General features: G+C 46.2%; 22 protein-coding genes and 3 pseudogenes. 10 read left to right on the forward strand and 15 right to left on the reverse strand.

The annotated features are described in order from the left end of the window. Positions 1 to 130: 130 nt before the first annotated feature. From NC997_RS25540 to NC997_RS25550, 3 genes are all read left to right on the forward strand, one after another. Positions 131 to 1,006 (forward strand): AraC family transcriptional regulator, encoded by an 876-nt coding sequence (locus tag NC997_RS25540; protein ID WP_190525959.1) that lies wholly within the window; start codon positions 131 to 133, stop codon positions 1,004 to 1,006. Between the two features lie 127 nt (positions 1,007 to 1,133). Continuing rightward, the gene (locus tag NC997_RS25545; RefSeq protein WP_190430491.1) at positions 1,134 to 1,787 is read left to right on the forward strand and encodes an antibiotic biosynthesis monooxygenase; all 654 of its coding nucleotides are present in this window, start codon (positions 1,134 to 1,136) and stop codon (positions 1,785 to 1,787) included. 48 nt (positions 1,788 to 1,835) lie between these two features. Then, the gene (locus NC997_RS25550) at positions 1,836 to 2,459 is read left to right on the forward strand and encodes an antibiotic biosynthesis monooxygenase (protein WP_190525961.1); all 624 of its coding nucleotides are present in this window, start codon (positions 1,836 to 1,838) and stop codon (positions 2,457 to 2,459) included. Positions 2,460 to 2,584: 125 nt separating this feature from the next. Here the strand turns inward: NC997_RS25550 and NC997_RS25555 are convergent, their stop codons facing one another. From NC997_RS25555 to NC997_RS25565, 3 genes and pseudogenes are all read right to left on the reverse strand, one after another. After that, positions 2,585 to 3,160: a hypothetical protein gene (locus NC997_RS25555; RefSeq protein WP_190432929.1), complete on the reverse strand. Its 576-nt coding sequence runs from the start codon at positions 3,158 to 3,160 to the stop codon at positions 2,585 to 2,587. 257 nt (positions 3,161 to 3,417) lie between these two features. After that, a pseudogene (locus NC997_RS25560) lies at positions 3,418 to 3,522 on the reverse strand (TetR/AcrR family transcriptional regulator); the annotation flags it as partial. A gap of 57 nt (positions 3,523 to 3,579) precedes the next feature. Then, a pseudogene (locus NC997_RS25565) lies at positions 3,580 to 4,233 on the reverse strand (TetR/AcrR family transcriptional regulator); the annotation flags it as partial. 1 nt (position 4,234) lies between these two features. Here NC997_RS25565 and NC997_RS25570 point away from each other — a divergent pair. Then, complete coding sequence (locus tag NC997_RS25570) at positions 4,235 to 5,227, forward strand: Rieske 2Fe-2S domain-containing protein (RefSeq protein WP_190425519.1); 993 nt, start codon at positions 4,235 to 4,237, stop codon at positions 5,225 to 5,227. Positions 5,228 to 5,359: 132 nt separating this feature from the next. Here NC997_RS25570 and NC997_RS25575 read toward each other — a convergent pair whose 3' ends face one another. From NC997_RS25575 to NC997_RS25590, 4 genes are all read right to left on the reverse strand, one after another. After that, entirely contained in the window at positions 5,360 to 5,920 is a 561-nt protein-coding gene (locus NC997_RS25575; RefSeq protein ID WP_190412861.1) for a Uma2 family endonuclease, read from the reverse strand. Positions 5,921 to 6,071: 151 nt separating this feature from the next. After that, positions 6,072 to 6,935 carry a neutral zinc metallopeptidase gene (locus tag NC997_RS25580; RefSeq protein WP_190525966.1) on the reverse strand — a complete coding sequence of 288 codons (864 nt, stop codon included), beginning with the start codon at positions 6,933 to 6,935 and terminating at the stop codon, positions 6,072 to 6,074. 294 nt (positions 6,936 to 7,229) lie between these two features. Next, positions 7,230 to 7,823 carry an HPP family protein gene (locus NC997_RS25585; RefSeq protein WP_190525967.1) on the reverse strand — a complete coding sequence of 198 codons (594 nt, stop codon included), beginning with the start codon at positions 7,821 to 7,823 and terminating at the stop codon, positions 7,230 to 7,232. A 508-nt stretch (positions 7,824 to 8,331) separates the two neighbouring features. Continuing rightward, entirely contained in the window at positions 8,332 to 9,582 is a 1,251-nt protein-coding gene (locus NC997_RS25590; RefSeq protein ID WP_190525969.1) for a glycoside hydrolase family 10 protein, read from the reverse strand. Positions 9,583 to 9,933: 351 nt separating this feature from the next. On the opposite strand from NC997_RS25590, the pseudogene NC997_RS25595 reads away from it, so the two are divergent. The 3 genes and pseudogenes from NC997_RS25595 to NC997_RS25605 form a co-directional block, all read left to right on the forward strand. Then, positions 9,934 to 10,358, forward strand: a pseudogene (locus tag NC997_RS25595) (RNA ligase family protein); the annotation flags it as partial. Between the two features lie 59 nt (positions 10,359 to 10,417). After that, positions 10,418 to 11,227: an ATP-binding protein gene (locus NC997_RS25600; protein WP_347276082.1), complete on the forward strand. Its 810-nt coding sequence runs from the start codon at positions 10,418 to 10,420 to the stop codon at positions 11,225 to 11,227. A 540-nt stretch (positions 11,228 to 11,767) separates the two neighbouring features. Continuing rightward, a complete protein-coding gene (locus NC997_RS25605; protein WP_190525971.1) occupies positions 11,768 to 12,307 on the forward strand; it encodes an inorganic diphosphatase in 540 nt (179 codons plus the stop codon). 35 nt (positions 12,308 to 12,342) lie between these two features. Here NC997_RS25605 and NC997_RS25610 read toward each other — a convergent pair whose 3' ends face one another. Further along, the gene (locus NC997_RS25610; protein WP_190525973.1) at positions 12,343 to 12,705 is read right to left on the reverse strand and encodes a SnoaL-like domain-containing protein; all 363 of its coding nucleotides are present in this window, start codon (positions 12,703 to 12,705) and stop codon (positions 12,343 to 12,345) included. Positions 12,706 to 12,845: 140 nt separating this feature from the next. Between NC997_RS25610 and NC997_RS25615 the strand changes: the two genes are divergently transcribed. Further along, complete coding sequence (locus tag NC997_RS25615; protein ID WP_190525976.1) at positions 12,846 to 13,727, forward strand: LysR family transcriptional regulator; 882 nt, start codon at positions 12,846 to 12,848, stop codon at positions 13,725 to 13,727. Between the two features lie 144 nt (positions 13,728 to 13,871). Here the strand turns inward: NC997_RS25615 and NC997_RS25620 are convergent, their stop codons facing one another. Beyond that, the gene (locus NC997_RS25620; protein ID WP_190525978.1) at positions 13,872 to 14,345 is read right to left on the reverse strand and encodes a shikimate kinase; all 474 of its coding nucleotides are present in this window, start codon (positions 14,343 to 14,345) and stop codon (positions 13,872 to 13,874) included. A 65-nt stretch (positions 14,346 to 14,410) separates the two neighbouring features. Next, a complete protein-coding gene (locus NC997_RS25625) occupies positions 14,411 to 15,610 on the reverse strand; it encodes an FAD-dependent monooxygenase (protein ID WP_190525980.1) in 1,200 nt (399 codons plus the stop codon). 220 nt (positions 15,611 to 15,830) lie between these two features. Between NC997_RS25625 and NC997_RS25630 the strand changes: the two genes are divergently transcribed. Continuing rightward, positions 15,831 to 16,727: a pirin family protein gene (locus NC997_RS25630; protein ID WP_190525982.1), complete on the forward strand. Its 897-nt coding sequence runs from the start codon at positions 15,831 to 15,833 to the stop codon at positions 16,725 to 16,727. Positions 16,728 to 16,909: 182 nt separating this feature from the next. Beyond that, a complete protein-coding gene (locus NC997_RS25635; RefSeq protein ID WP_190525984.1) occupies positions 16,910 to 18,286 on the forward strand; it encodes an aminotransferase class V-fold PLP-dependent enzyme in 1,377 nt (458 codons plus the stop codon). On the opposite strand, the gene NC997_RS25640 is transcribed toward NC997_RS25635, so the two are convergent. From NC997_RS25640 to NC997_RS25660, 5 genes are all read right to left on the reverse strand, one after another. Continuing rightward, on the reverse strand, positions 18,265 to 18,528 hold the full coding sequence (locus NC997_RS25640) for a hypothetical protein (RefSeq protein ID WP_190525986.1): 264 nt from the start codon (positions 18,526 to 18,528) through the stop codon (positions 18,265 to 18,267). The two genes, NC997_RS25635 and NC997_RS25640, sit on opposite strands and share 22 nt — an antisense overlap. Beyond that, positions 18,525 to 18,755: a hypothetical protein gene (locus NC997_RS25645; RefSeq protein WP_190525988.1), complete on the reverse strand. Its 231-nt coding sequence runs from the start codon at positions 18,753 to 18,755 to the stop codon at positions 18,525 to 18,527. The genes NC997_RS25640 and NC997_RS25645 overlap by 4 nt, the downstream gene beginning before the upstream one ends. Positions 18,756 to 18,996: 241 nt before the next feature. Then, complete coding sequence (locus tag NC997_RS25650; RefSeq protein WP_190525990.1) at positions 18,997 to 20,721, reverse strand: DUF262 domain-containing protein; 1,725 nt, start codon at positions 20,719 to 20,721, stop codon at positions 18,997 to 18,999. A gap of 194 nt (positions 20,722 to 20,915) precedes the next feature. Beyond that, on the reverse strand, positions 20,916 to 21,536 hold the full coding sequence (locus NC997_RS25655; RefSeq protein WP_190525992.1) for a DNA-3-methyladenine glycosylase: 621 nt from the start codon (positions 21,534 to 21,536) through the stop codon (positions 20,916 to 20,918). A 23-nt stretch (positions 21,537 to 21,559) separates the two neighbouring features. After that, a complete protein-coding gene (locus NC997_RS25660; protein WP_190525994.1) occupies positions 21,560 to 23,455 on the reverse strand; it encodes a potassium transporter TrkA in 1,896 nt (631 codons plus the stop codon). Positions 23,456 to 23,653: the final 198 nt, after the last annotated feature.

The raw sequence follows: 23,653 nt of genomic DNA on the forward strand, positions 1-23,653 counted from the left end.
AGCTGAGCGGTATAACATATGAGTAAATGTGAGTGCGATCGCAAGCTTTCCAACAACGATCTAGCCGATGCGAGCGCCTATACTAAAATTTAGACAATGACAGTACGGCACAAGTGCTAGAAGAGAGTGCATGAACCAAGACTCTACCAAAAAAAATGCTGTCTTACAGGTTGTGCCGCGATTGCCAATGTTGCGAAGTCAAGACATTGTCTCAGATATTCTTCAGGTTGAACACCATCATCAACCTGCTAATAGGGAGTCTGAGTGTTGCCTTCCGAATTATCTCCTCAGTATTCATCTTGGTCAACCGATTCAGTTAGAACGAACGATAGATGGGCGACGCAGCAGCAATCGTCTGGCTGAAGGTGACATTATGATTACACCTCCCTATCTACATCGCAAACTGTTTTGGGATACTGATGCGGAATTCTTGTTACTTCGCCTTGAACCGAAGCTGTTTACTTCTGCCCTATACGAATCGGTTGATGCAGACGATGCTCAAGTTGCGCCACAGCTTAAGATTTGCGATCCTTTGATCCAGCAAATTGGTTTGGCACTCAAAACCGAACTAGAAATAGACGGGTTAAGCGATCGCCTTTATGCAGAATCGATGGCAAATGCATTAGCTGTTCATCTATTACGGCACTATTCAACTCGAAGGCGAGAAATACGATCTTACTCAGGTCGTTTGCCTAGCCATAAATTGCAACAGGCGATCGACTATATCCAGGCTCATCTAGCTGAAGATGTTTCCTTAGAAGCGATCGCCACAGAACTTGGTATGAGTCAGTATTACTTTGCCCGACTGTTTAAGCAGTCTACAGGTTACTCTCCTTACCAATATGTGATTAAACGTCGGATTGAACGCGCTCAGGAATTAATGATGCAGGAGCAGCACAGTATTGCAAATATTGCCTTGAAAGTTGGTTTTACCAGTCAGAGTCAATTTGGCAGACACTTTAAGCACCTCACTGGAGTTACACCCAAACAATTTCTTAAGAAATAGCAAGAATCTTCTAAAGCTGCAAAAATCGACTATACGCCAGTAAGCAGACTCTGTATTATTGGTTGGACAATTCGCTGCGTTTTGGTTTGACCAATCATCACATAGTCAGCACAGAGGAATCATCTAAATGCTTACCGTATTCAAGGACAACCCAGTTCTGGCAGAACTAGATATTTTTGTTACCCAGCCCGACCAACAATGGTTATTGATAGATAGTTTGATAGCCTACACTCACGACATCCTTAAACAGCAACCTGGATACATTGCAAATGCAATTCATCGCAGCTTGGATGGGTTGCGTGTTGTCAATTATGTGCAGTGGCAAAATCTAGCTACTTATGAAGCCTATATCAATAACCGCGATATCGCTTTGGCGACTAAGATTACTGGTTTCTTTGCTCCAGACTCTCATCTTTACGACATTTTTATGAGTGAGCCAGCAGACAGTCAGATGCAAATCACAGCGAACATGGGGGAACTCATCAACTTTGGAATGTTTAGATTGAAAGATCCTGCTAATCAGCCCCGCTTTCTAGAAGCGACCGCAGAAGCAATACGGCAAATCTCAGGACAAGCCGGATTAATCACCACACACTTTCATCGAAGTCTTGATGGTGCCCGCGCTATCAATTATGGGCTGTGGAGTTCCCAACAATTGTATGCCAAGATGAACGCGAATCCTCCGATGGCTGAGCCTCTCATGGTGATGCGCTCGCTTGCCAACAATGAGTTTCAAATGTCGCTTCACGAGGTAGTCTTCACCGAATCAACTAACTCATAGCAGTGAAGCAAAATCATCATGTAATGAATGGTTTAAGAGCATAGAACTATGGTGCAGATTGACCGGACTAATACTGCGATCGTTGGGCTAGACCTGTACACTGTTGCAGAGCGCCATCAGTCAACCTTGATTGAGGCAGTTATCCAAGAGCAAATCAAATCTTGGATTGACAATCCTTACTTCGTATCAGCCAGCGTGCATCGTAGTTTAGATGGAGTGCGAGTTTTTACTTATAGCCAATGGAATCCCAAATTTGATTACCGCAGCTTGCCTCGTCCAACAGTGTTCAGTGAATTCTTCCCGCCTGATTCACGCTTACTGGAAGTAACTGCTAGTCGATCTCTATCGGCAGAAGTTGAAATTGCTGAAGGCGAACGAGTGACGCACCTTGCTGAATTTCGGATGATGCCAATTAATCAACCTGAGATGGTTAGACGAACCTCTGCTGAATTAGAACGTGCGATGAGTAACTCAACGGGGTTACTCTCAGCTACCTTTCATCGAAGTCTAGATGGTACTCGGATGTTTAATTACGGTCAATGGGAGAGCAAGGAAGCGTTTGAAGCAATTCTCAAGCAACCTGGTTTCAACCCAGAGCAACCGTATTGGGAAGGTTTAGCCCGAAACGAATTTCATCTGTACAATGTCGTACACACCCAGACTACAGCCTAATAGATAGCTGCTGTAGGTTGGTTATTAGCTGCACGTAGGCACCAGCGCGATCGCTCTTCGGAATGAACAAAGCGATCGCAAACTTTTCTTGCCATCACAGTTTGAGAATTTAGATCCCCCAACCTCTAGTCGGGTAATGCCAGCCCAGTTCGAGGATCGCGGATATAAAGCCCTAGCACTAACGATTCCATAACCGTATCCCAGACAGGAATTAGGCGATCTGCATCGTCCACCCAGTAGTCAAAAGTAATCAGACACTGAACACCAGAACCTAGCCCAATACAGGTTCGGGAATAAGCTTCGCGGTGTTCTTCTGGGTCAATAAATTTGAACTGAGTCCAAACAATGCGGGCAGTTTGACGCTTGAGTTGAATAATTTCCCCTTGCTCGATCGGCTGACGTTCATCATCTTTAACTACCTTCTTTAATAAGGGAACCAAGGGAAAATCTTTCCAGTTTCCAGGCGGGAGTAAATTAAAAGAAGCTTCTAAGCGAGCATCATCGTTGGGTGGCTTTTTGTCTAAAAACCGGAATGACTTCTCATCCGGTTCAAAATGCCAATCCTCAGGGACATCGAAGCGCAAGGCTCCTCGTCCTGCTACGAAGATCCGAGTTCCTGGCTTTGATTTCCAGTTATGGTCTTCTTTTAGCTCTAAGGTTTCTTTGAGCCATTTGAGATTGTGCTTTTTGCTTTTAGACATAGCCGCGACCGTATTAACCTCCCTCTTATTTTGCCGTAGGTTGCTTTTAATAGTAGGTGTCTGTTAGTGCGATCGCCCATATTGATGCATTCATCACGCATCAATCTACTTTAAGCCATCCACAGACCTGCTCAACGGTGAGGAATTTGGGGATTGGTGGCGATTCGCAACCATGAATAAAGAAAGCGATCGCTTTTTTTGGGTGTGAAGTCAGGGCGATTGATACTGCTAGCGAACGGGGGTCAGAAACGCTGAGAATTCTCCACAAACTGTTTCCCACATTCCTTACAGCGATAGCACTGCTTCCCCCTTCGATACCCGTTTTTAGATAGCTGCTCCGATTGACAATGGAGACACTTCATTACTTTCATTACATTGTCCAACTGAGCGTTCCCTACATACGGCTCTAAATATGACACCAACAAGTCCTCAATCTGCTGCACCAACTCTTGACGATGTTGTTGATCTGGGTTCCGAAGTGCCGACAGAATGACAGCATTACTGCTGTGGACGCAAACCTCTGCCAATAGACTACATTGCGCCTTACTTAATGCCGAATTTCTTTGCTTTAAGAGACCAGCCATAAAGTCAATTGCTTCCTGGGTCATGCTTTCATCGATCGACTGGAAAATTTCGCGGGATATAAAAAACTGCACAAACACCACCCGTGAAACAGGCTGTTCAAACATCTCTGCGATCGCGCTGACCAATCCATGAATCATCTGTCGGAGTGGTAATCGAACCATCTCTGGCGTATCTGCCCTCGACCACATGGCCTTAACGCGCTCGGTATGGCGTAATTCCATCGCCTTAAAAATGGCAGCTTTATCGGGAAAAAACTGATACAAAGACCCAATTGCCGTCCCCGCTTTGGCTGCAATCAGATGGGTGGTTGCCGCTTCATAGCCCACTTCGTCAAACACTGCCGCTGCTGCATCCAAGATTTTTTCGACCCGTTCTTTACCTCGCTGCTGTTTGGGTTGACGGCGCAGACTTCTTGACGAATGTGAATATTCTGTCATATTCTGAAAACACGACGGATTATTCACAATTTTATCTCTACCGGAGAACATTATGCAGTCTATGCTTTTCGGTGCGCCTTGGTTGTTGGCGCACAAGTCGATGTTGGTAGTGAACCAACCTCGGAAGATTTCTCTGTATGGTAATGATTATGTGATGTGGAAAGACGCTGCTGGAAGAATCCATGCCCTGCCCAATGCCTGTCCTCACATGGGAGCAATGTTGTCAGAAGGATGGTGCGAAGCACACACGGATGGTACGAGTACTGTCGTCTGCCCGTTTCATGCCTTGCCGTTTGATTCAGAAGGATGCACCGTTTTGCCGGGAACGGAAAAGAAAACGTTGCCTCAACTGAAACCGTTAGAGTTAACAATTCAAGGAGATTTCATCTGGTCTTACGGCGGATACGAGCCAAAAGTGCCGATTCCCGCAGTCCTGAATGACATTGCAGATACCTACTACTTTGTCGGGCATACCGCAGATACAAGTGTAGAGACCGATTTGCTGACTATGTTGCTGAATATGCACGACTATAATCACCAAAACGGTACTCACCAGGAATTATTCCGAGTTACCAATGTGGAATTTCATCAATTCATTGACAATGGGTATCATTCCCATGCCTTTTATGATATGCCCACCGCCCCTTACAGCTTGGCAGAAAAGCTGAGAAAACTCGATTTATTCCTACTCCCGACAAGCATCAAAGCCCACCTGGAAAACTACTTCCCATCTCTGGTGATTTTTCATGGTGAAATGCCATTAGGTAAAGTAGTCCAGTGTCACATCTTTATCCCAGAAGCCGAGAACCGCACAAGGACTTACATTTTGCTATTTGGTCAAGCTAAGCACCCTGCCTTTAAGCTATTTGGCAGGACATATCTCAAGTTTGGCAAGGTGGTAGTTGATCAAGATGCTGATATTTTGGGTAAAATTTATCCGAATACGCCTCAGAAAATTAAACTCAATAATGAAGTGGGTATGGACTGGGTGCGGCGCAATTTTCAAAATTTTCCAAATGTTGTGGAACCTAATCTTTCAAAGTAGACGGCGCATAGCTCTTCAATATTATGGTAGCTGTTCGTTTCAGCATCACCCCATTGCGCTCGCAATCGGAAGCTAGAAGCGATCGCGCTTATGTATAGTGTCAATTGAGTATGATGCAGAGTTCAGTACCAATCAACCAACTCTAAGCCATCCAAAGACTCGATCAACGGTTAAATCCAAAGCGAGGAATTTTGGGATTGGTAGGCGATCGCTTCCTGCTAACTCGACAGGTTCCTGTCCTGGAATAAATGCCAAAATTAACCGCTCATCTGGATCGATTAACCATCCTAACTGAGTGCCATATTTAAGGCAGTGCAAAATGTTACTAATGACTTTAGTAGCTCTCTGTTCGGGTGAGAGAATTTCTATCGTCCAATCCGGGTAAATTTCAAAAGCATTCGGTACTTCGCCATCCGCTTCAAAAGGAATTCGTTCCCAAAGGAATACAGAAGCATCTGGAACAATCGAGCGCCCACCAAATGTACAGCGTAATTCTGGAAACGCTAAGGCAATTCGTGGAGTTTCTGCAACTGCATTGACAGCATCACAAAATTTAAGTTGTAGGCGAGAGTGTTTGCCTTGAGGCATCGGTTTTTGGTGAATTCGACCGCCAATAAATTCACTGGCAGGTTTAGTTTCTGGCAGTTTTAGGAATTCTTCGAGGGTAAGGGATGAAGGAATCGCTGTTGTCATCACCTTGAGTTCGGTATCGTTGCCGCTATGACAGAATTTTATCGTCTTTGCCATCGATAAGCTCCACAGCGCGATCGCAACCATGAAGAAAAAGCAATCGCGCTTTGGAGATTGCGATCGCTTCCTACTAAAGTTCCAACACCCTATTTTCTTAGGGATTTGCTGCTGCAAAGGTGTTGCATTGTGCAGGTTCCCCTGTCTGAATCCCCCGCTTGAACCAGCGGACTCGCTGCGCTGAACTACCGTGAGTAAAAGAATCCGGGACAACATGCCCTTTGGACTGACTCTGCAAGCGATCATCGCCAATACTGCTGGCAGCATTCAGCGCCTCTTCAACGTCGCCTTCCTCCAGAATTTGCCGGGAACGATTCGCATGATGCGCCCAGATGCCAGCAAAACAGTCTGCTTGTAACTCCAACCTGACTGAAAGTTGATTCGCCTCTGCGCGACTAGCTTGACGCTGTAATGTACGAACTTTACTAGAAATTCCCATTAAGTTTTGCACATGATGCCCAACCTCGTGAGCAATTACATACGCTTGGGCAAAGTCTCCGGGTGCGTTGAGCTTATACTTCAAATCCTGATAGAAACTTAAGTCAATGTAAACTTTTTGATCGGCGGGGCAATAAAACGGCCCAACTGCCGAACTTGCAGAACCACAAGCTGACTGTACCGAATTTGAGAAGAGAACTAACTTCGGCTCGACATAGTTCTCTCCGTTTTGACGAAACAGCGTACCCCATGTATCTTCCGTATCCGCCAAGACAACCGAAACGAAATCAGCCATGCGATCGTTCGCAGCAGATGATTGTGTTTGAGGAGACTGGGAAGAAGTGCGATCGCTTGGCGCTGGTTCTTGTCCTTGTTGCAACACTGCACCGGGATCGCCCCCCAAGAGAGCAACAATGACCGCCAGAAGGATTGTCCCAATACCACCCCCAACTAGAGGGCCAGAAACCCCACCCCCGCGTCTGTCCTCAACGTTGCTGCTTTTACGACCGAATTCCCAGCGCATAGCTTCAAGTCTCCAAACTACTCAATCCAGCAGAAGTAAGTAAAGTGCTATTTCACCTAACCCAGACTTTCCACAACCCACTACAAATATTAGCGATCGCCTTCATCTAGATCCTCTGCCAGAGGGACGGCGCTGATTTATAGACGATCCTTCTTAGGGAAGGCTATCTCAGGGTCAAACAGTAGAAGAATGGCACAAGAAAAGCCCCTACGCAAAAAATCGGAGGTTAATCAACCTCCGATCCTTAGTTAACCCGACCCTTTCTACCACTACTCATGTAGAGATTCAGACTGCTCAAAACCAGTGCTTAGGATACGTCCTGTCTTGAGCAAGATTGTTAAAAACTACTGCACAGAGTACCAAAATAATAGAACCTTCAAGTGCCGGGGTTAGCAGAAACTGCCACTGTGCCTTCGTCATCATTACGACTAATGCAACAGCTCCCGAAGGTGGATGCAATGTCCCTGTGAACTGCATCATGCCAATAGCAGTTGCCACAGCCATTCCCATCGCCCAGGGTTCCGCACCAAAAAGATGCAAAATCGTCAAGCTAACTAGAGCCGCGATAAAATTACCGCCGATTACATTACGCGGTTGTGCTAAGGGACTATCAGGTACACCAAAAATCAAGACGCTGGTAGCACCAAAGGGAGCCATTAGTAGAGGAGCGCCAGTTTTCACCGATAAATAAGCTGTGGCTGCAATGCCGATGAAACTACCCAGCGAACTCCACAGAATATGCCTATGATCGGGTTTCTCTAAAGGAACTGCACGTTTACTACCGCGTATTTTTAAGCAGTAATTGTCTACTCTCAAACGAATACTTTTGTAATTTAACTGAGGCAGAATGGTACGATAATTTCGCCCTTTAGGCAGATAACTTCTCATTGTTTTTTTGTTTTAAAAAGGAAGTAAGTTCAGTAAAATTAGTTATGAAAAAGCACTCCGAGTGGCTTGCAAATTTATCTAAAATTTGCAAGCTATGATTCAGATAAATATGTAAATTCTGCAATTTAACTGTATTGCTATAGCAAACTTAAATGCTGTTATTCAATCTACGGAAAGAGGCTATTGATGTCATAATTCGCTTTCATAGGAGCAGAAGGATGACAAAGAACCTCATCTAACATGAAAAATATTCTCCTGCGTTAACAAATGTCATGAAATCTTAACATTCCATCAACCTTATCTTTTCCGCAATCAAAATGGAACCTCTAATTCATAAGAATAAGCAATTTAAGTAATCAGTTTTATTGATACCTTGACAGCAAAAAACGATCGCTTGCTTCATTCACGCAAGCGATCGCTCGGATAGATGAATTTTTAGTGCATAGAGGAGAAGCACGCGTTCGCCCTTGGCGCAAGCGAAGCTATCGCTTTGTTAAAGATCCCCAAGTTATCTGATCGCAAAGCGGGAAGCCGGGAAGTTGAAGAGATTTTGAAAATTAGATTGCCGTTCTGCTCTGGGTTCTGGTGCATCGTCCCAAAGGCTTTCATAATAGAAGAAAGTTACGCCTAAGCCGCGATCGCGAGCTGCCCGTACTTTAGATTGAATCAGTCGCATCGAAACAGGCTTATTTCTCAAGCCTGTGAGAACACCGACTCCAGTTGGAATTTTTTGTTGCACTTCTTGAATTTCCGGGCGGGTCAGCTGGTCGAGAAAACTTTGCAGATTGGGACGATAAACTTGCACAATTAACTCGTCCACAATATCTTTTCGCACCCAATTCAACCAATCTTGCAGATAAGTATTGTAAGCAGTGACGTAGGGATTAGGAGCAACGGAGAAAATTGCGTTGGTTTTTCTCTCTTTTACAGCTTTATTGAGTTGTGTCATGAATGCCGTAATTTTATCTGCACGCCAGCGCACCCATGCAGGATCTTTGGGATTGGAAGGCGCATCTTTCTTGGTTTCCTGTTTGTACAAGGCAAGCGTGTAGCGATCGTAGCCAAATTCATTGGGCAAACTGGTGTGATCGTCAAACTGAATACCATCGGCATCATATTTAGTGACGACTTCCAGCACCAGATCGGTGATAAATTGCTGCACCTCTGGATGGAAGGGATTAAGCCACACAACCTCACCCGCAGCGCCAATCCAAGTTTGGCTACCATCCCGCCGTTGCGTAATCCAATTCGGATGATTTGATGTCAATTCCGATAGCGGGGGAGCCATGAAACCGAACTCAAACCAGGGAATCACTAGCAAGCCTTGGCGATGGGCTTGGGCAATCAGGTCAGCGATGATATCTTGGCCCTGTAAGCCTTTGCTGACAGAAGATTGAATACCTTCCCGTTGTGCTATAGCACTTTCGTAAAGCGTATAGCCAGAATTCCACACTACAGGATAGATCGTGTTGAAGTTTAGCTGCGCCAGTTGACTGACAGCATTTTGCAGCTTGGGGCGATCTCTGAGGATTTTATTGTCATTGTTGGTCATCCAAACCCCGCGAATTTCCTGAAAACGTTTCTGAGGGGTGGCTTCTGGTGTTGGGATTTGCTCGATTGCTTCTGGTGGCATTGGGCTTTGCGCGATCGCAGAGATGGGGTTGCCAGCCAGCAATACTGTGATGAATGATGCCAGAAACAGTAACAAGAGATACTTGAGCGATCGCCACCAACCTCTAGGGATGAAATGCAATTTCATAAGTTTGAATGATAAGTTAGCTATCCGATCGCTTAGCCTAGTGATGAAATGAACGATTAATAGTTTACAGGTATTTATATCTACTGAAAAATTGATTGTTAACAGGAATCATTCAATCAGTAATCTTGAATTGTTGTATTAGAAAAGCTGAAGCGTCGGGGTATTCTAAGTAGAATTACGGCCTACGCTCTATCAAACATTATTAGCGATCGCCTTCATCTCAATCCTTTCCCAGAGGCAGTTGGATCTATCATTTTTATTCCAACTCGCTCCGTCAGTGCAATCGCGCCTGCTATTCACCTCACCCTTGTCTCACACGCTCCCCCTAGAAAGGCGAGTGAGGGATATTTAATGTACAAATACCCTCGCACTCCTCATATTGAAGGTTCCCGGCTCCAACCAGGGGATGAAGATTTGGATAGCGTACCTTTCAGAGCGATCGCGTCTCAATATGTAGCAGTCGAAGAAAAAGTCGATGGAGCCAATGCTGCCATAAGTTTTAGTTCTGATGGCCAAATTCTGTTGCGAAGCCGGGGACATTATTTAACTGGAGGAGAGCGAGAAAAGCACTTTAACTTGTTCAAACAATGGGCGTACAGGCATGCAGGAACGTTCTGGGAGGTGCTGGGCGATCGTTACATACTCTATGGTGAATGGCTCTATGCCAAACACACCGTCTTTTAAGACTCCTTACCCCATTATTTCTTGGAATTTGATGTGCTAGACGTTGACAGCAGCAGTTTCTCAGTACTCAACGTCGCAAGGAATTATTAGCTTACCAGCTTGGCGGGAGTTACCACCCATCGAGCGATCGCTTCTGTTTGCGGCTGCCCTACTGCATGATGTGGCAAAACCTGCTGCAACTGAAATTGAAGCGGATGGCAGCATCACCTCCCAGGGTCATGTCCCCCAAGGGGCAAAGATGGCGCGGCAAATCCTCTGGTCGCTCAACGTGCCATTTCATCAACGGGAGGCGATTGTCTCGCTGGTGCAGCATGGCAGTCTTCCCCTCTGGTTTTGGGACAAACCCAACCCGCAACGCGCTGTCATTAAAGCCAGTCAAGTCATTCGCTGCGACCTGCTGGCACTGCTGGCAGAAGCTGATGTTCGGGGTCGCGAGTGTGACGACCAGCTAGAACTGCTGGAGCGCGCTCAGTTCTTTCGGGAATTTTGTCAAGAGAATAATTGCTTATTTTATCCCCGACCGTTCCCCTCAGATCATAGTCGATTTGTCTATTTCCAAAAAGACAATCGCGATCCAAACTATGCTGCCTTTGATGAAACTCGATTCGAGGTTCTCCTGATGTCAGGATTACCGGGTGCTGGCAAAGACTATTGGATTCGGGAGTACCTTCCAGATTGGGCGGTAATCTCCCTCGATGAACTGCGACAAGCAATGAACATCTCTCCTAAAGATGACCAAGGTGCTGTAGGGGAACGAGCAAGGGCGATCGCTAAACAATACATGAGAGCCGAAAAATCCTTTGTTTGGAATGCGACAAATCTCTCTCGGCAACTGCGTTCGTCGCTAATTAATCTATTTTCTGCTTACCAGGCACGAATTTGCATTGTCTACCTGGAAGTTTCTGAGAAGAATTGCTGCGGCGCAATCATTCTCGTGCTGCAAATGTACCGGAAGCGGTGATTGGGCGAATGCGCGATCGCTTAGAAGTTCCTGACCTTACTGAAGCCCATCAGGTAGATTGGGTTGTGGATAGTTGAGTGCATAGTAGCGCGATCGCTGTAGTCTACCGACAATACACCAGTCCATCTAGAATCTTCCGACGAAGCCCCTACTCTTCCAGAGCTATCCCAGGCATTAGCTAACTAGTCCCTCTAGAATCTGCCGAACTCGTCCTAGAATTCATCAGGTGAGCGATCGCCATATCCCGAATCAATTGGGGGTTACAAGCTTTCCCAGTCAAGCAGTAAGCTACTTGCTTAAAAAGACCACAGAACGTTTCCGAGGTAAAAGGTTTGCCATTTTCCTGAAAAAACACCACTACTTTTATCAAAGTCGAACTCTATGTCCTACGCTCGATAAAACTAGATGATCGATCGGGATAGGATGAGTGCGATCTGCGCTAGCCTTCGGCTTCTCCAACGGAGTACGCAGCAGCGCTTCGCTATCGCTAGCAAGAAGCTTCGCTATCGCTAGCAAGAAATAGATACGTGCTAGTAAACTATGGCAACCGACCCTCTCCACCTGCCTCCGTTTGACTCAGATGATGCCGAAACGCTCAACGTCATCATTGACACGCCCAAGGGCAGCCGTAACAAATTTGAGTGGGACAAGAAGCACGGGTTGTACAAGTTGGGCGGCGTACTGGCAGCAGGCGCATTTTTCCCATACGACTTCGGTTTCGTGCCCTCGACTCTAGCCGACGACGGCGACGCTATCGACGTGCTGGTATTGATGGAGGAACCTGCCTTCGTCGGCTGCCTTGTCCCATCGCGGCTCATCGGCGGCTTTGGCGCTTTTCAAACCGAGGAGGGGAAAACTGATCGCAATGACCGCTTGCTCGCTGTTGCCGCCAACTCCCGCAACCAGCATGACGTGAAAACGCTCGACGACCTGAATCAGAACCTCATCCACGAGATTGAACACTTCTTCGTGTCGTACAACGCGGCTAAGGGCAAAACGTTCGAGCCACAAGGTCGCTTTGGACCGGAGCAAGCCCGCCAACTGGTTATTGAGGCTGCGGAACGTTTTGGTGAGTGTTAGCAAGTTGTCGGATTCATCAAAATCGTTGAGGCAGTTTAGGCGGCGTAATAGAAACGCTCGTGAATCACTTTGCCATCTTTCCATCTCTGTACAGAAACTTGATCGCGCGTGACGTTGCCCCATTCAGAATGGGTGTAATCGACAAACCACTCAGAAATAATCACGTCTTCGCCATAAGCAACCGCTTTCAGTTCTGCTGCCCGAAATTCGGTGACTTTAGAAAAGAACTCCACTTCTCTAGCGCGATTCGCTGCTTTCCCCACAGTTGCAGGTGTTTCATTTTCCTGCATCACCACATCATCGCCGTAGTATTTTTCAAAGGCTTCCATCGCTTTCCCTTGTAAAACCAGGGTCTTGATGTCTTCAAAGTTGGCTTTCAGGTCTGTTGCTGTAATCATGATTTTTGTTCTATTTGTTAGCTCAACGTTGTCAGGTGAGAAACTTGATTTGGCTCACTACATTAATGATGTTTCATTCCTTATGGTTTGAGAAGACCGCAAAATGGAATATGACTTATTCCGTTTGAGAATCAATTCCCATGTCAGACCTGATCGCCTGCATCAAGAGTTATGTACGAACAGTAGAAACGGGCAGTTTCTCCGCCGTTGCTAGAGAGATGGGTACCACTCAACCCACGATTAGCAAACAGATTGCTGCACTAGAAGACTATCTGGACGTGCAATTACTGGTGCGCTCGACGCGTCAAGTGAGTTTGACGGAGGAGGGAATGCGCTTTTATGAGCGTTGCCAATCCGTTCTCGAAGCACTATCTGAGGCAGAGTCTAGTGTGGGAAAGCGGCAGAACCCGTCTGGACTATTACGGCTCAATTGCTCGGTTGCGTTTGGGCAGATGCAGGTACTCCCTCGCCTGAAACGATTTCTCGATCGCTATGGGGATATCAAGATTGACCTGACGATGTCTGACCACTTTGTCGATTTAGTTGGAGAGGGTATCGATTTAGCAATCAGAATTGGCAAATTTGTCGATCCCAACTTAATCTCACAGCCACTCGGCACATACCGATTTGTCGCAGCCGCATCGGCAGCCTATTTGGAGAAGTTTGGTGAGCCACAAGTACCAGCCGACCTTTTGCACCACAACTGCATTGTTTATACCAGGCAGTCTACGGGTAATGAATGGCATTTTCGAGGCACGACAGTAACAGTGAGTGGAAATCTACAAGTCAATAACTCGATGGCGCTACGTGAAGCCGTGTTGGCAAACATTGGCATTGGCACCTCCCCCATATGGGCGTTTACTGATGAACTCCGAAATCAATCGGTCAAAGTCATCCTTGCAGAATACGAACCTGACCCAATACCGATTCAGGTCGTTTACCGTCGAGGACGCTTTCAGTCAGCGAAGATTAAATGCTTTATTGACTTTCTCATAGATGAGTTTAAGGCTGGACTGTCTTGATACAATAGACCTCTTGCTCTCATTCGCTGCTGGGATACTATGGGGTCTGAAATTAGGCGATAGCGAAGCGAGAAGAGCGAAGCGCAACTTGATTGATGCGTCGGCACAGATGCCTTCACCGCTGATGCCAAGGTTAGAAGCTGCTTATATAGATTCAATGACCCTAAGAATATCTTCATCAGTAGCCGGACTATTATTATCAATAACCGCATCCCATTGATGATTAATGCTTGCTGCTATCTTATTATGTTCTTCTACTTTCTCATCTGATACGGGTATGTGTTCTGAATTGTCTCTGTTTCTCACTCTTCTCAAACACTCTTCTAAATCAGCATAGACTTTTATTAACTTGACTTCGTATTTATTTCTTAATGACGAATGCATCTGATTGAATCCGTCTCCTGCCCCTAAACTTTCAATCATCACCTTACTATGCTGCTGAAACTCCTTATCGATTTCTTTCTCAACTCTTTCCCACCCATTCTCACCAGGGGCTAATTTCAGCCAGAGCGGCTCTACTCTTAAGAACTTTATGTCTGTATTTTTATTGACTTGACTTCCAATATAGGTTTTTCCTGAGCCTTTTGGACCAATGAGTATGTATAGTATTTTCCTCATCTTGTTATTACCTGTAACGGCTCTACTGGTATTGCAAACATGACGACAGGAGTTTACCCCCTAGTTCACACCGTTAACTGTATCTGCGTTACCCCTTGGCGCAACTGGCGCTGCCTAGAGAGCCAAGAGAGCCTCACGAGCTTGCCTAGCAGGGGTGCTAGTTGACTTGCTCCCCATCGCAGCAGTGCGCTTTTACGCAATAGCTCAGCCTGAGCCGCTTCCTGATGTTGAAGCTGCTGCGCTCGAATAATCTCCGGCTCCCGTTCAGCTTGAATCTTTGGCAATACTGCATCAATTACCGCATCTGTTGCCCCTTCACAAAACAGGGGAACTAGATGATTTGCTGCAACAATTACATCTCGTAAAGCCATATTGATGCCTTGGGCGCGAATCGGTGACATCGGGTGAACAGCATCGCCTAGCAACAGTAATCCTGGTGCATACCAACGCGGACAACGCCCGACGACAACAGATAACAGAACAGGCCGTTCAATAGTTTCTACATGAGTCCGGATATGCTCGGCTAACCACGGGGGCGATGCAGAAGCCAAAATCTCCGGCCAATCGGCTTGCTTCCAGTCTATAGGCGCATCGTCATGGAGTGCCCAGCCTATCTGAAGATTCCCGGACGTAGAGCGAAACAGCCCAAATGCATTGCGATCGCGCACAATCGAATAAAATACGTTCTCGGATTCAAAGCGATCGCTATCAGCCAATTTAAACCAAAGAATATCAAAGCTTCCGGACTGTTGTTCTAGAGGCAAGTTAGCTCGCTGCCGAACAACAGAATTCCGACCATCTGCCCCTATGACTAGATTCGCAGAAATAGAGCGATCGTTACCCAGCTTTACGCCCGAAACCCGGCGATCGCTCCACTGCAAATCTTGCACAGGCTCACCCTGCACAAACTCAAAGTTGGGATAAGTATTTGCCTTGTCAATTACTGCTTCTAGGAAAGCTGGCTGTGAGACGAGGGTGCAGGGCTTACCACCCGGTTCGATTGGCTCATCAACTCGAAACAAAAACCGATTCTCAATCAGAACTTCCCAGGCATCCAAAGGTCGATGAGGGATGCTCTCTAGCACAGACGACAATCCCATCTGCTCTAGAGCATCTAGCCCACTAGTCATCAGTCCCTCACCGCGAAAAACTCTCCGGAAGTTACGGGAGGATTCAATCAGTTTGACGGCGATGCCACGTTTCACGAGAAGCAGTGCAAGCGTTGCACCAGCAGGCCCAGCTCCGACAATTACAACCTGAGTCATCACTTTAAAACTGCTTTGAATGATTTGAGAATACCAAAGTTATCTGTGCCATCTAACTCCTAGCAATAGCGTGGCACAGCCAAAATGAGGTAAGCAGCTCCAGGCTGTAGAGAAGATGCGATCAACAATCTGTATCCCTAATCAAAAGGAAGAAGCTGATATAGCTCTAAGATTAGAAAATTAATCAGGCTTTGGTCAGAATTACGGGGTAATCTTTGCTATGTCCAACAGCATTGGTGATGTTCTTGAACCCGAAGTTAAAGATTTGGGCGGATTTGAGGCGAGGCGCATCTTGCCTCACGCAACTCGGCAGATGGTTGGACCATTCATCTTTTTCGACCATCTCGGCCCAGCTACCTTTGCACCGGGTCAAGGGATGGATGTGCGACCGCATCCGCATATCAATTTAGCAACACTGACTTACTTGTTTGAAGGGGTGCTGCTCCATAGCGATAGTCTCAAGGTTGTTCAAGAAATTCATCCCGGAGCAGTGAACTGGATGACTGCGGGTCGTGGCATTGTCCATTCGGAGCGAACGCCCAATGCGGTTCGGAGTCGCGAAAGACGGCTACATGGTATCCAGACGTGGCTCGCACTTCCTTCGGAACATGAGGAGACCGAACCTTGGTTTCGTCACTACCCAGCGACTGACATCCCCGCTTGGCAAGATGGGGGTGTCTCAATCACACTAATTGCAGGGCAGGCCTATGGTCGCACATCACCCGTTCAAACGTTCTCGCCGATGATTTACCTCGATGTCCAACTGCCGAGTGGAACCCAGTTCACGCTGCCTCCGGACTATAGTGAGCAAGCCGTCTACAGCGTTACAAACGGTCTGAGCATAGATGGCGAACCGCTGGAGCCACAACGAATGATCGTACTGAAACCTAAGCAGACTGTGAGCATTAGTGCGAAAGCTGACGCTCGTTGCATTGTGGTAGGTGGTGAACCTGTCGGTGAGCGGCACAAGTGGTGGAATTTTGTTTCTAGTCGCCTCGATCGCATTGAGCAAGCGAAAGCGGACTGGAAGAACGGACGGTTTGAGCAGGTTCCACATGAAACCGAGTTTATCCCGCTGCCTGAAGAACCCCTCTCGCGACCTGAACAACCTCTTTAAAAGGCTACCTCAAACTTGTTTTAACGCTGTTCAGCCCTACCTGTTTAAAATTATCTTTCTTAGGTACAGGAGCTTATTCCTATTGAGGCGTGGCGGCAGCTTGTTGCATCCAAAAATCATTCCATCAGCGCTATGCTCGCTTATGCGGGATTGTTTAGCTCCGTGCAGGGAAGGAAGAAGATATGCGAAAACTCTTGCAAACAACGGCTGAATTGGCGATTCGCTATCTTGAAGGCTTAGACGCTCGTAACGTTGAGCCAACGGAGGCAGCGATCGCTAATCTCATCCAGTTTGATGAACCTCTTCCCAATCAGCCTGTCGAAGCTGAACTCGTCTTGCAACTACTCGATGAAATTGGTTCACCCGCATCAATAGCACAGGCAGGCTCCCGCTTCTTCGGGTTTGTTACGGGTGGTTCCCTGCCTGCCGCCTTGGCAGCTAACTGGCTAGCTGCCGCGTGGGATCAAAATTGTGGACTCTATCGCATCACTCCAGCCACAGCCTTACTAGAACAGGTAGCTCTGCGCTGGCTCCTCGACGTACTGCATCTTCCCGCCGACTGCGGTGGTGCCTTCGTTACGGGAGCAACCGTTGCTAACTTTACCGCATTAGCCGCTGCCCGCCACACGGTACTCGAACGAGAGGGTTGGAATGTAGAAGCAGACGGGTTGTTTGGTGCGCCACCGATTACGGTTGCCGTCAGCGAGGAAGTACACCCAAGCTTGTTGAAAGCGTTAGGATTGCTGGGATTAGGTCGAAGCCGAGTAGTGAAAGTCCCCGTTGACGGACAGGGGCGGATGCGCCCGGAAGCTATTCCCACCCTGATTCGTCCTGCGATTATCTGTACCCAAGTTGGAAATGTGAACACCGGCGCGTGCGATCCAGTTGGAGCAATTTGCGCTCGCGCCAAGGAAGTGGGAGCCTGGGTGCATGTAGACGGCGCATTCGGACTCTGGGCCGCCGCCGCTCCATCGTTGGCGCACCTCACCGCAGGTATGGAAGAGGCAGATTCTTGGGCGACAGATGCTCACAAGTGGTTGAACGTGCCGTATGATAGCGGGTTGGCGTTTGTTCGCGATGCCCAGGCGTTGCAAGCGGCAATGGCGATTACTGCGGAGTATTTACCCACCGTCAGCGAGCAGCGCAACCCGTCAGACTATACTCCTGAATTGTCAAGGCGTGCGCGTGGTGTTGAAGTGTGGGCAGCTTTGCGCTCATTGGGTCGTTCTGGTTTGGCAGACTTAATTGAGCGTACCTGTCGCCATGCTAGACATTTTGCCAAGGAGTTGAAAGCTGCGGGTTATCCCATTCTCAACGATGTGGTGTTGAATCAAGTCTTAGTGTCGTTTGGGGATGCAGAAACGACCCATCGAGCGATCGCCGATATTCAAGCCGAGGGGACTTGTTGGTGTGGCAGTACGCTTTGGCAAGGGCAGACGGCGATGCGAATTAGTGTTTCGTCTTGGGCAACAACGGATGCTGATGTAGAAAAAAGTTTGGCAGCTATGCTGCGAGTAGCTGGGAAATATTGTTCTCCTTACGAGAAGAACCGCTCATAATCGTCATGGCTACCGATCCAGAACCATGTAACTGTATCACCATCTAATATCCCAAGTGCCCGATAACCTCGCGTTACTCGAACAGACCAAATATCCTCTTGGCTATTGATGCACTTGAAATGTAAAGACGGGTGAAATGGATTGTTTGCCCACAGCCGATAAGCTTTCCTGGCACTCTGCCTGACATCATTGCTTAACTGTCGGTACTCAACCCAAAATGAGGGAAGAACTGCCGACTTCATAGTTGCTCGTAGTCCATTGCAGTAGCTTGCTCCTCAGCAATTTCCTGTTTGGCTCGTTTGGCAGCAGCAATAAGGTTTTGTTGTGTTCTCTGGAAAGATTCATTCCATCGAATTTCATCTTGCAACTCGTCAATGTAGTCTCGAAGATGCTCTGCAACTTGCGCCTGTACATCAACAGGCAAAGACTCCATCATCTTTACTACTGTGGCAATCGCTGCTGATGACATGGTGTACTGCTCTCATGCGACATTCTGTATTCTAGTATGAGCGATCGCACAGCATATCAGAGGTGATCGCTCGATAAATCCTCTTAGCACTCGCATCGGATACTGGCAAGATAGCAACTGTAGTCATGTCCTTACCTGAGAGCCTCTTGCTCACCAATTATAGTTGGCTTAACTCTAGATATAGATTCTAGGAGCTTGCCTTTACCTCACCTCATCACCTCATCTGAAATAATTAGGTGAATTAGGTAATCTTATAATCCCAATACCTCATTGCAAAGTTTACGATTTTGCTCTGCCGCTCAATAAGGGATGTTTCATCCCACGCACCAGTATTCGAGTTAGTAAATTTGCTCAGTTCTTGCTGACAGCGAAATTTTGAATGCTGATAGAAGCTATGATATTTCATATTAAAAGGTAGATTTGATTTGGCGGAATTTTCCCAAGATATATCAATCACCAAATTTCCAATACTATGGATATAAGTACTCCGGAAACGTGCATCCATCCACGGATGAATTTCCCTAGGAGTCTGGGAAATGATATGCTCAATCGAGAGACCTCTGTACTGACGAAACCCTATCTGTGCATCTTCCTGGAACTCAGTTCGTCGAAGGTAATTTTCATACTGCCAAAATAGATAGTTCAAATCATTTAATGAAATAGCGTCATAAAACTCTGATGAAATAAGTCGGTTCTGAAACTCACGATCACTACAGAACTCACCAACAATATCCTTAAGAGCTGATATTAAAATCTCAAAGTCTCCTCTGAAGTTTTGTGCTAACTCATATAGCCGCTTTAGGATTACAGTATTTTTTAGTTTTCGCTTTCGTATTCCATACACTCGGAAACTTATAATTTCCATAAGTTTCGTTACTCGCTCAAAATTATGGTACTCTTGGCTATCGTCATACTTCAAAGATACGAGGAGTAATGGCCAGAAATTTGCAACTCGATTTAGATGAAAAAGATTTAGTAAGTTTCCCCTGAGATTTTTGGAGATTTGGTTAACTATTGCAAAACTTTCTCTCAATTCACATGAGTACTCATCTATAAATTTTGTTGCTTCAGCAAAAGTAGCAGGATTCGCTGTAAGTGAGTTAATTCTTTCCTTTATCAACCCTAAATGGATTGAATAATCCTTTTGAGTGTCTGTTCTTACATTAGCCTCAAAAGCTATATAGTGATTTCGCAAGATAACATCTTCGCTAATTAAAAGGTTAGGAGTAGTCTCTTCGTAATGCCTGTATATCTCACCAAACCGATTCTGTATTGTTTTCAGATAGCTATCTGGATCATCAGCTGCAAGATAAACCTTATACATCAAAAAACTTTTGATTTTTTCAAGACTTGTGAGGGGTTTACCCCGGTCGTTAGTTGTCTCAAAAATCAGTGTTGCTTCTGCATTATTGAGAACTGCATATGTTAGCACTTTCGCATTCTCAATCTTCTCACGAAGCTCACGCAAGTTTTCAAGATTACGCTTTTGTAATTCTTTAGTAAAGAAGTTTTTTGCCTCGAGTAAACGACGTTGTGAAGGGGTACCAATTAAGCTTTCGGCGTTATCATAATCTTCTAATATACACTTACAAAAAAACTGTTGATCATATTCCAGCACTCGTAACTTATATTCATTTCGGTACTGTACGTATGTTTCGCGCAGAATTGATACATCGTCACCCAAAAACTCAAGTTGCTCAAGCAACAGCCGCATAAAAATTGTGAGTGTTGTCAGCCTTTGTTGACCATCTACAATGTCGATTATCTTGAAATACCCCTCACTATCTCCTATTTGCAGTAGGATTGTGCCAAAGAAGTAATCTTTGCCTAAAGCCTGGTTATCGAGATCGCTAATAAAATCTTGCAGCTGCTTTGTTTCCCATGCGTATGCACGTTGATACTTCGGAATGTTGAAAATTCTGCGGCTCTCAAAGAGATCACTGATAGCCTTCTGTCCGTTTTCCATCGTGCTTTTTCTCTAGCTCAAAGAAGCCGTATATGAAAGATTCTTGTCCATTTAATCTTAACGCAGACCTAATTACTAGGATATTTGTACTGATTAGAGTCAATATTAGGACGGTAGGTGCGATCGCACAGTCTGGATGTAAAGGATGAGCGGTAGGAGCGATCGCATCTTCCCCCCTTTTCCACCACCAATCCTCAAACTGGCTTTAGTTCCAAACTGCGCCACAAGTACCACGAAGCGATACTGCAATAAGGCTTCCACTTTTGTCCGAAACGTTCTGTAGTCTTGCGGTCAGGAAGTGCCTCAAGATTGTAGAGTTTCCGAATGCCTGCACGTACACCCAAGTCATCCACGGGCAAGACATCCAACCGCTTGAGACGGAAAATCAAGAGCATCTGCACAGTCCAACGTCCGACACCTTTCACCCGCGTCAGAGTCTTGATAATCGACTCATCCTCCATGACTTCCAACTCCTCAATCGTGGGCAATCCATCAAGCGCATGATGCGCCAAGTCCTTGATATAAGAGATTTTGGGACGCGAAATTCCCACGCTGCGAAGGACTTCATCCGGCGTGTCGAGGACATCTTGCGCTGAAGGAAACAGAGTGTCCGGGTAAAGCTGGAGAAACCTTTCGTGGATGACTTTAGCCACCTTGGTAGAAAGTTGTTGGTGGAGAATTGACCGGGATAGGCAAAAGAACAAGTCTCCTTCCAGTTCGTACTGATTCAGTTGACACGCACCAATTTGGTCAATGAGTCGTCCCAGGATAGGGTCGGAATCCTTAAGAAAGTCAATGGCGATCGCGTACATCAATACAAAAAGATTGAAACTGAAATTTAGTTTTCCGCTAATAGAACGATCGTATCTTGCGGGGCAAACGTAATCAGTTGATCTTTTTTGGGATTGATCGTCACCCCATAAGCTCTACCTGAATTATTAGCATCCGCTTTACAACGATAGCCAATTGCCGATTCACCACGTTGCTTGGCGGCTTCAACAACTGTGTAAAAATTAACGGGATGATCGAGCGCAACATACTCACCGACAGGCTTAAGATAAATTTCTGAGCCTTCAGGACTAAAGAGATCGGCAAACACAGCATTGAGGCTTTTCTGTTCGGAAACTTGAGCCAGCAGCCGACTAACAATTTGCTCACTGATGACAAAATCATCCGGGCGAGCCACTTGTGCCAAGGCTTGATTTCGCAAATCTAAAATTTCCGTGACAACCTGAAAATTGCACTTATAGCGATCGGCAATATCCCGCAGATAAAGCAATGTAATCAAGATTTGAGCATCCGCTTGCTCTGGTTCTAAGTCAGTATTGCAGAGTACAAGAACATGATTGTATTTAGTTAAGTCGAGGCTTTCTAATACCTGACGCTCGGTAGGATTTCCCTGAGAATACCGCACAGTCTGTTGTTGTAAGTTGAGCGATTCAGTTGATACGACCTCAGCCTCTGGAAACTCAGCAACGACTGTAACGGTGGAGCCGGGAGCAACGTAACGATCGAGTAGTTGAATAATGGTAGAAATCCGGTCATTCCATCCCAAAATTAAGGTGTTTTCTGCGGCAGCGATCGCATTTTTCTCTTTAACTTGAATCGCTTGACGATCGATAGGGATATTAGATAGTTGAGACAGATGAATGGTACTGTCATCTTCGCTAATCAAAACAAGTTGTTCGTTGGGTTGTAACGACCTGTCGATCGGTGGATTAAGCTGGATCGTCTCATCAGCGTGTTTAATTCCCAGTACCGCAGAATCGTTGTAGGCTAAAAGCGCATCGCCGTAGGTTTTTCCTTGTAAAGTTGGTTCTGCTTTGATATAGATTTCATTCCCACTAAAGTCAAGTAGCTCCATGTAAACCGTTGATAAGCCTGATTGACGACAAGTTTGCACGACGATCCGCGAGATGAGATCGTTCGTCAGTAAAACCTCTATGTCGTTGCGTCCGATTAGACTAACAACGTCGGAACTCTTGGGGTCTTGAACTTGAGCAACGATGTGATAAGGCTGGGACACGCTGCGCGGAATACTGGTAATTGCCAGCAGAGTTTTTATGAGTTGAATATCAGCATGGGCATTGGATGAGCTTAGAATCACGATTGAGCGTGCCGTTTGGACGTTAACCATCCCTAAGTCAGTAATATTGCTGGGACTACCCGTGCGACAAACTAAGCGAATTTTGGAACGTTTACCCAAGATATTAGAAAGGGTATCTTCCATCTGTACTTTGTCCTCTTCACTGAGAATGACAATGCAAGTACCGGGTCGATTGGCATTAGCAAGGGTGAGTTCTGAGATGAGGGTAAATACTTGCAGCGACCAACCCAAAATTACAATGTGATCGGTTTCAACGACACGGGAACGTCCTTTCCGTAAGTCTTCTAGCTTCGTATCGATGCCGCTACTGAGAATGCCGATTAGGGTACTGATGATGAAGATACCGCCAAAGGTGACAAAGAGCATCGCAAACCGAAATAGCCAGCCTGTATCGCCGCCCATTGCGCCTGAGTCTAGAGTCCGCATGAAAACGCTCCAAATCGCTTCTAGAGGATGAAGGCGATCGCTTCCTTCCGGCGCAACTCCGGTGATGCTGACCAAGAACCCCATTAAAAAGATAAAGGCTAGAGAGGTCAAGGCTAATCCGCCAATCAGAGCAACAGTACCTCTAGCCATGAAATTATCGAACCCGTAGCGGACGCGCTCTGAAAGCGTAATTTTACTCATCTTGATGGAAGTTTCCTTGCTGCGATGACAAATAGTTTTAGGTGAGGGAGCGGAACTCCTAATTTTGGATGAATTTCAGGTTCCCTAGTACCTTTCGGTAATCTATATAAGTATTCCCAGATTTACTGGCACTACAGCTATTTTTTGAAAGTTTGTTACGAAGGGCTGAGCTGCGTACCTTTTTAGTAGAAGCGATCG

The sequence above is a fragment of the Trichocoleus sp. DQ-A2 genome (genome assembly GCF_039961915.1).
GTDB lineage: Bacteria > Cyanobacteriota > Cyanobacteriia > Cyanobacteriales > FACHB-T130 > FACHB-T130.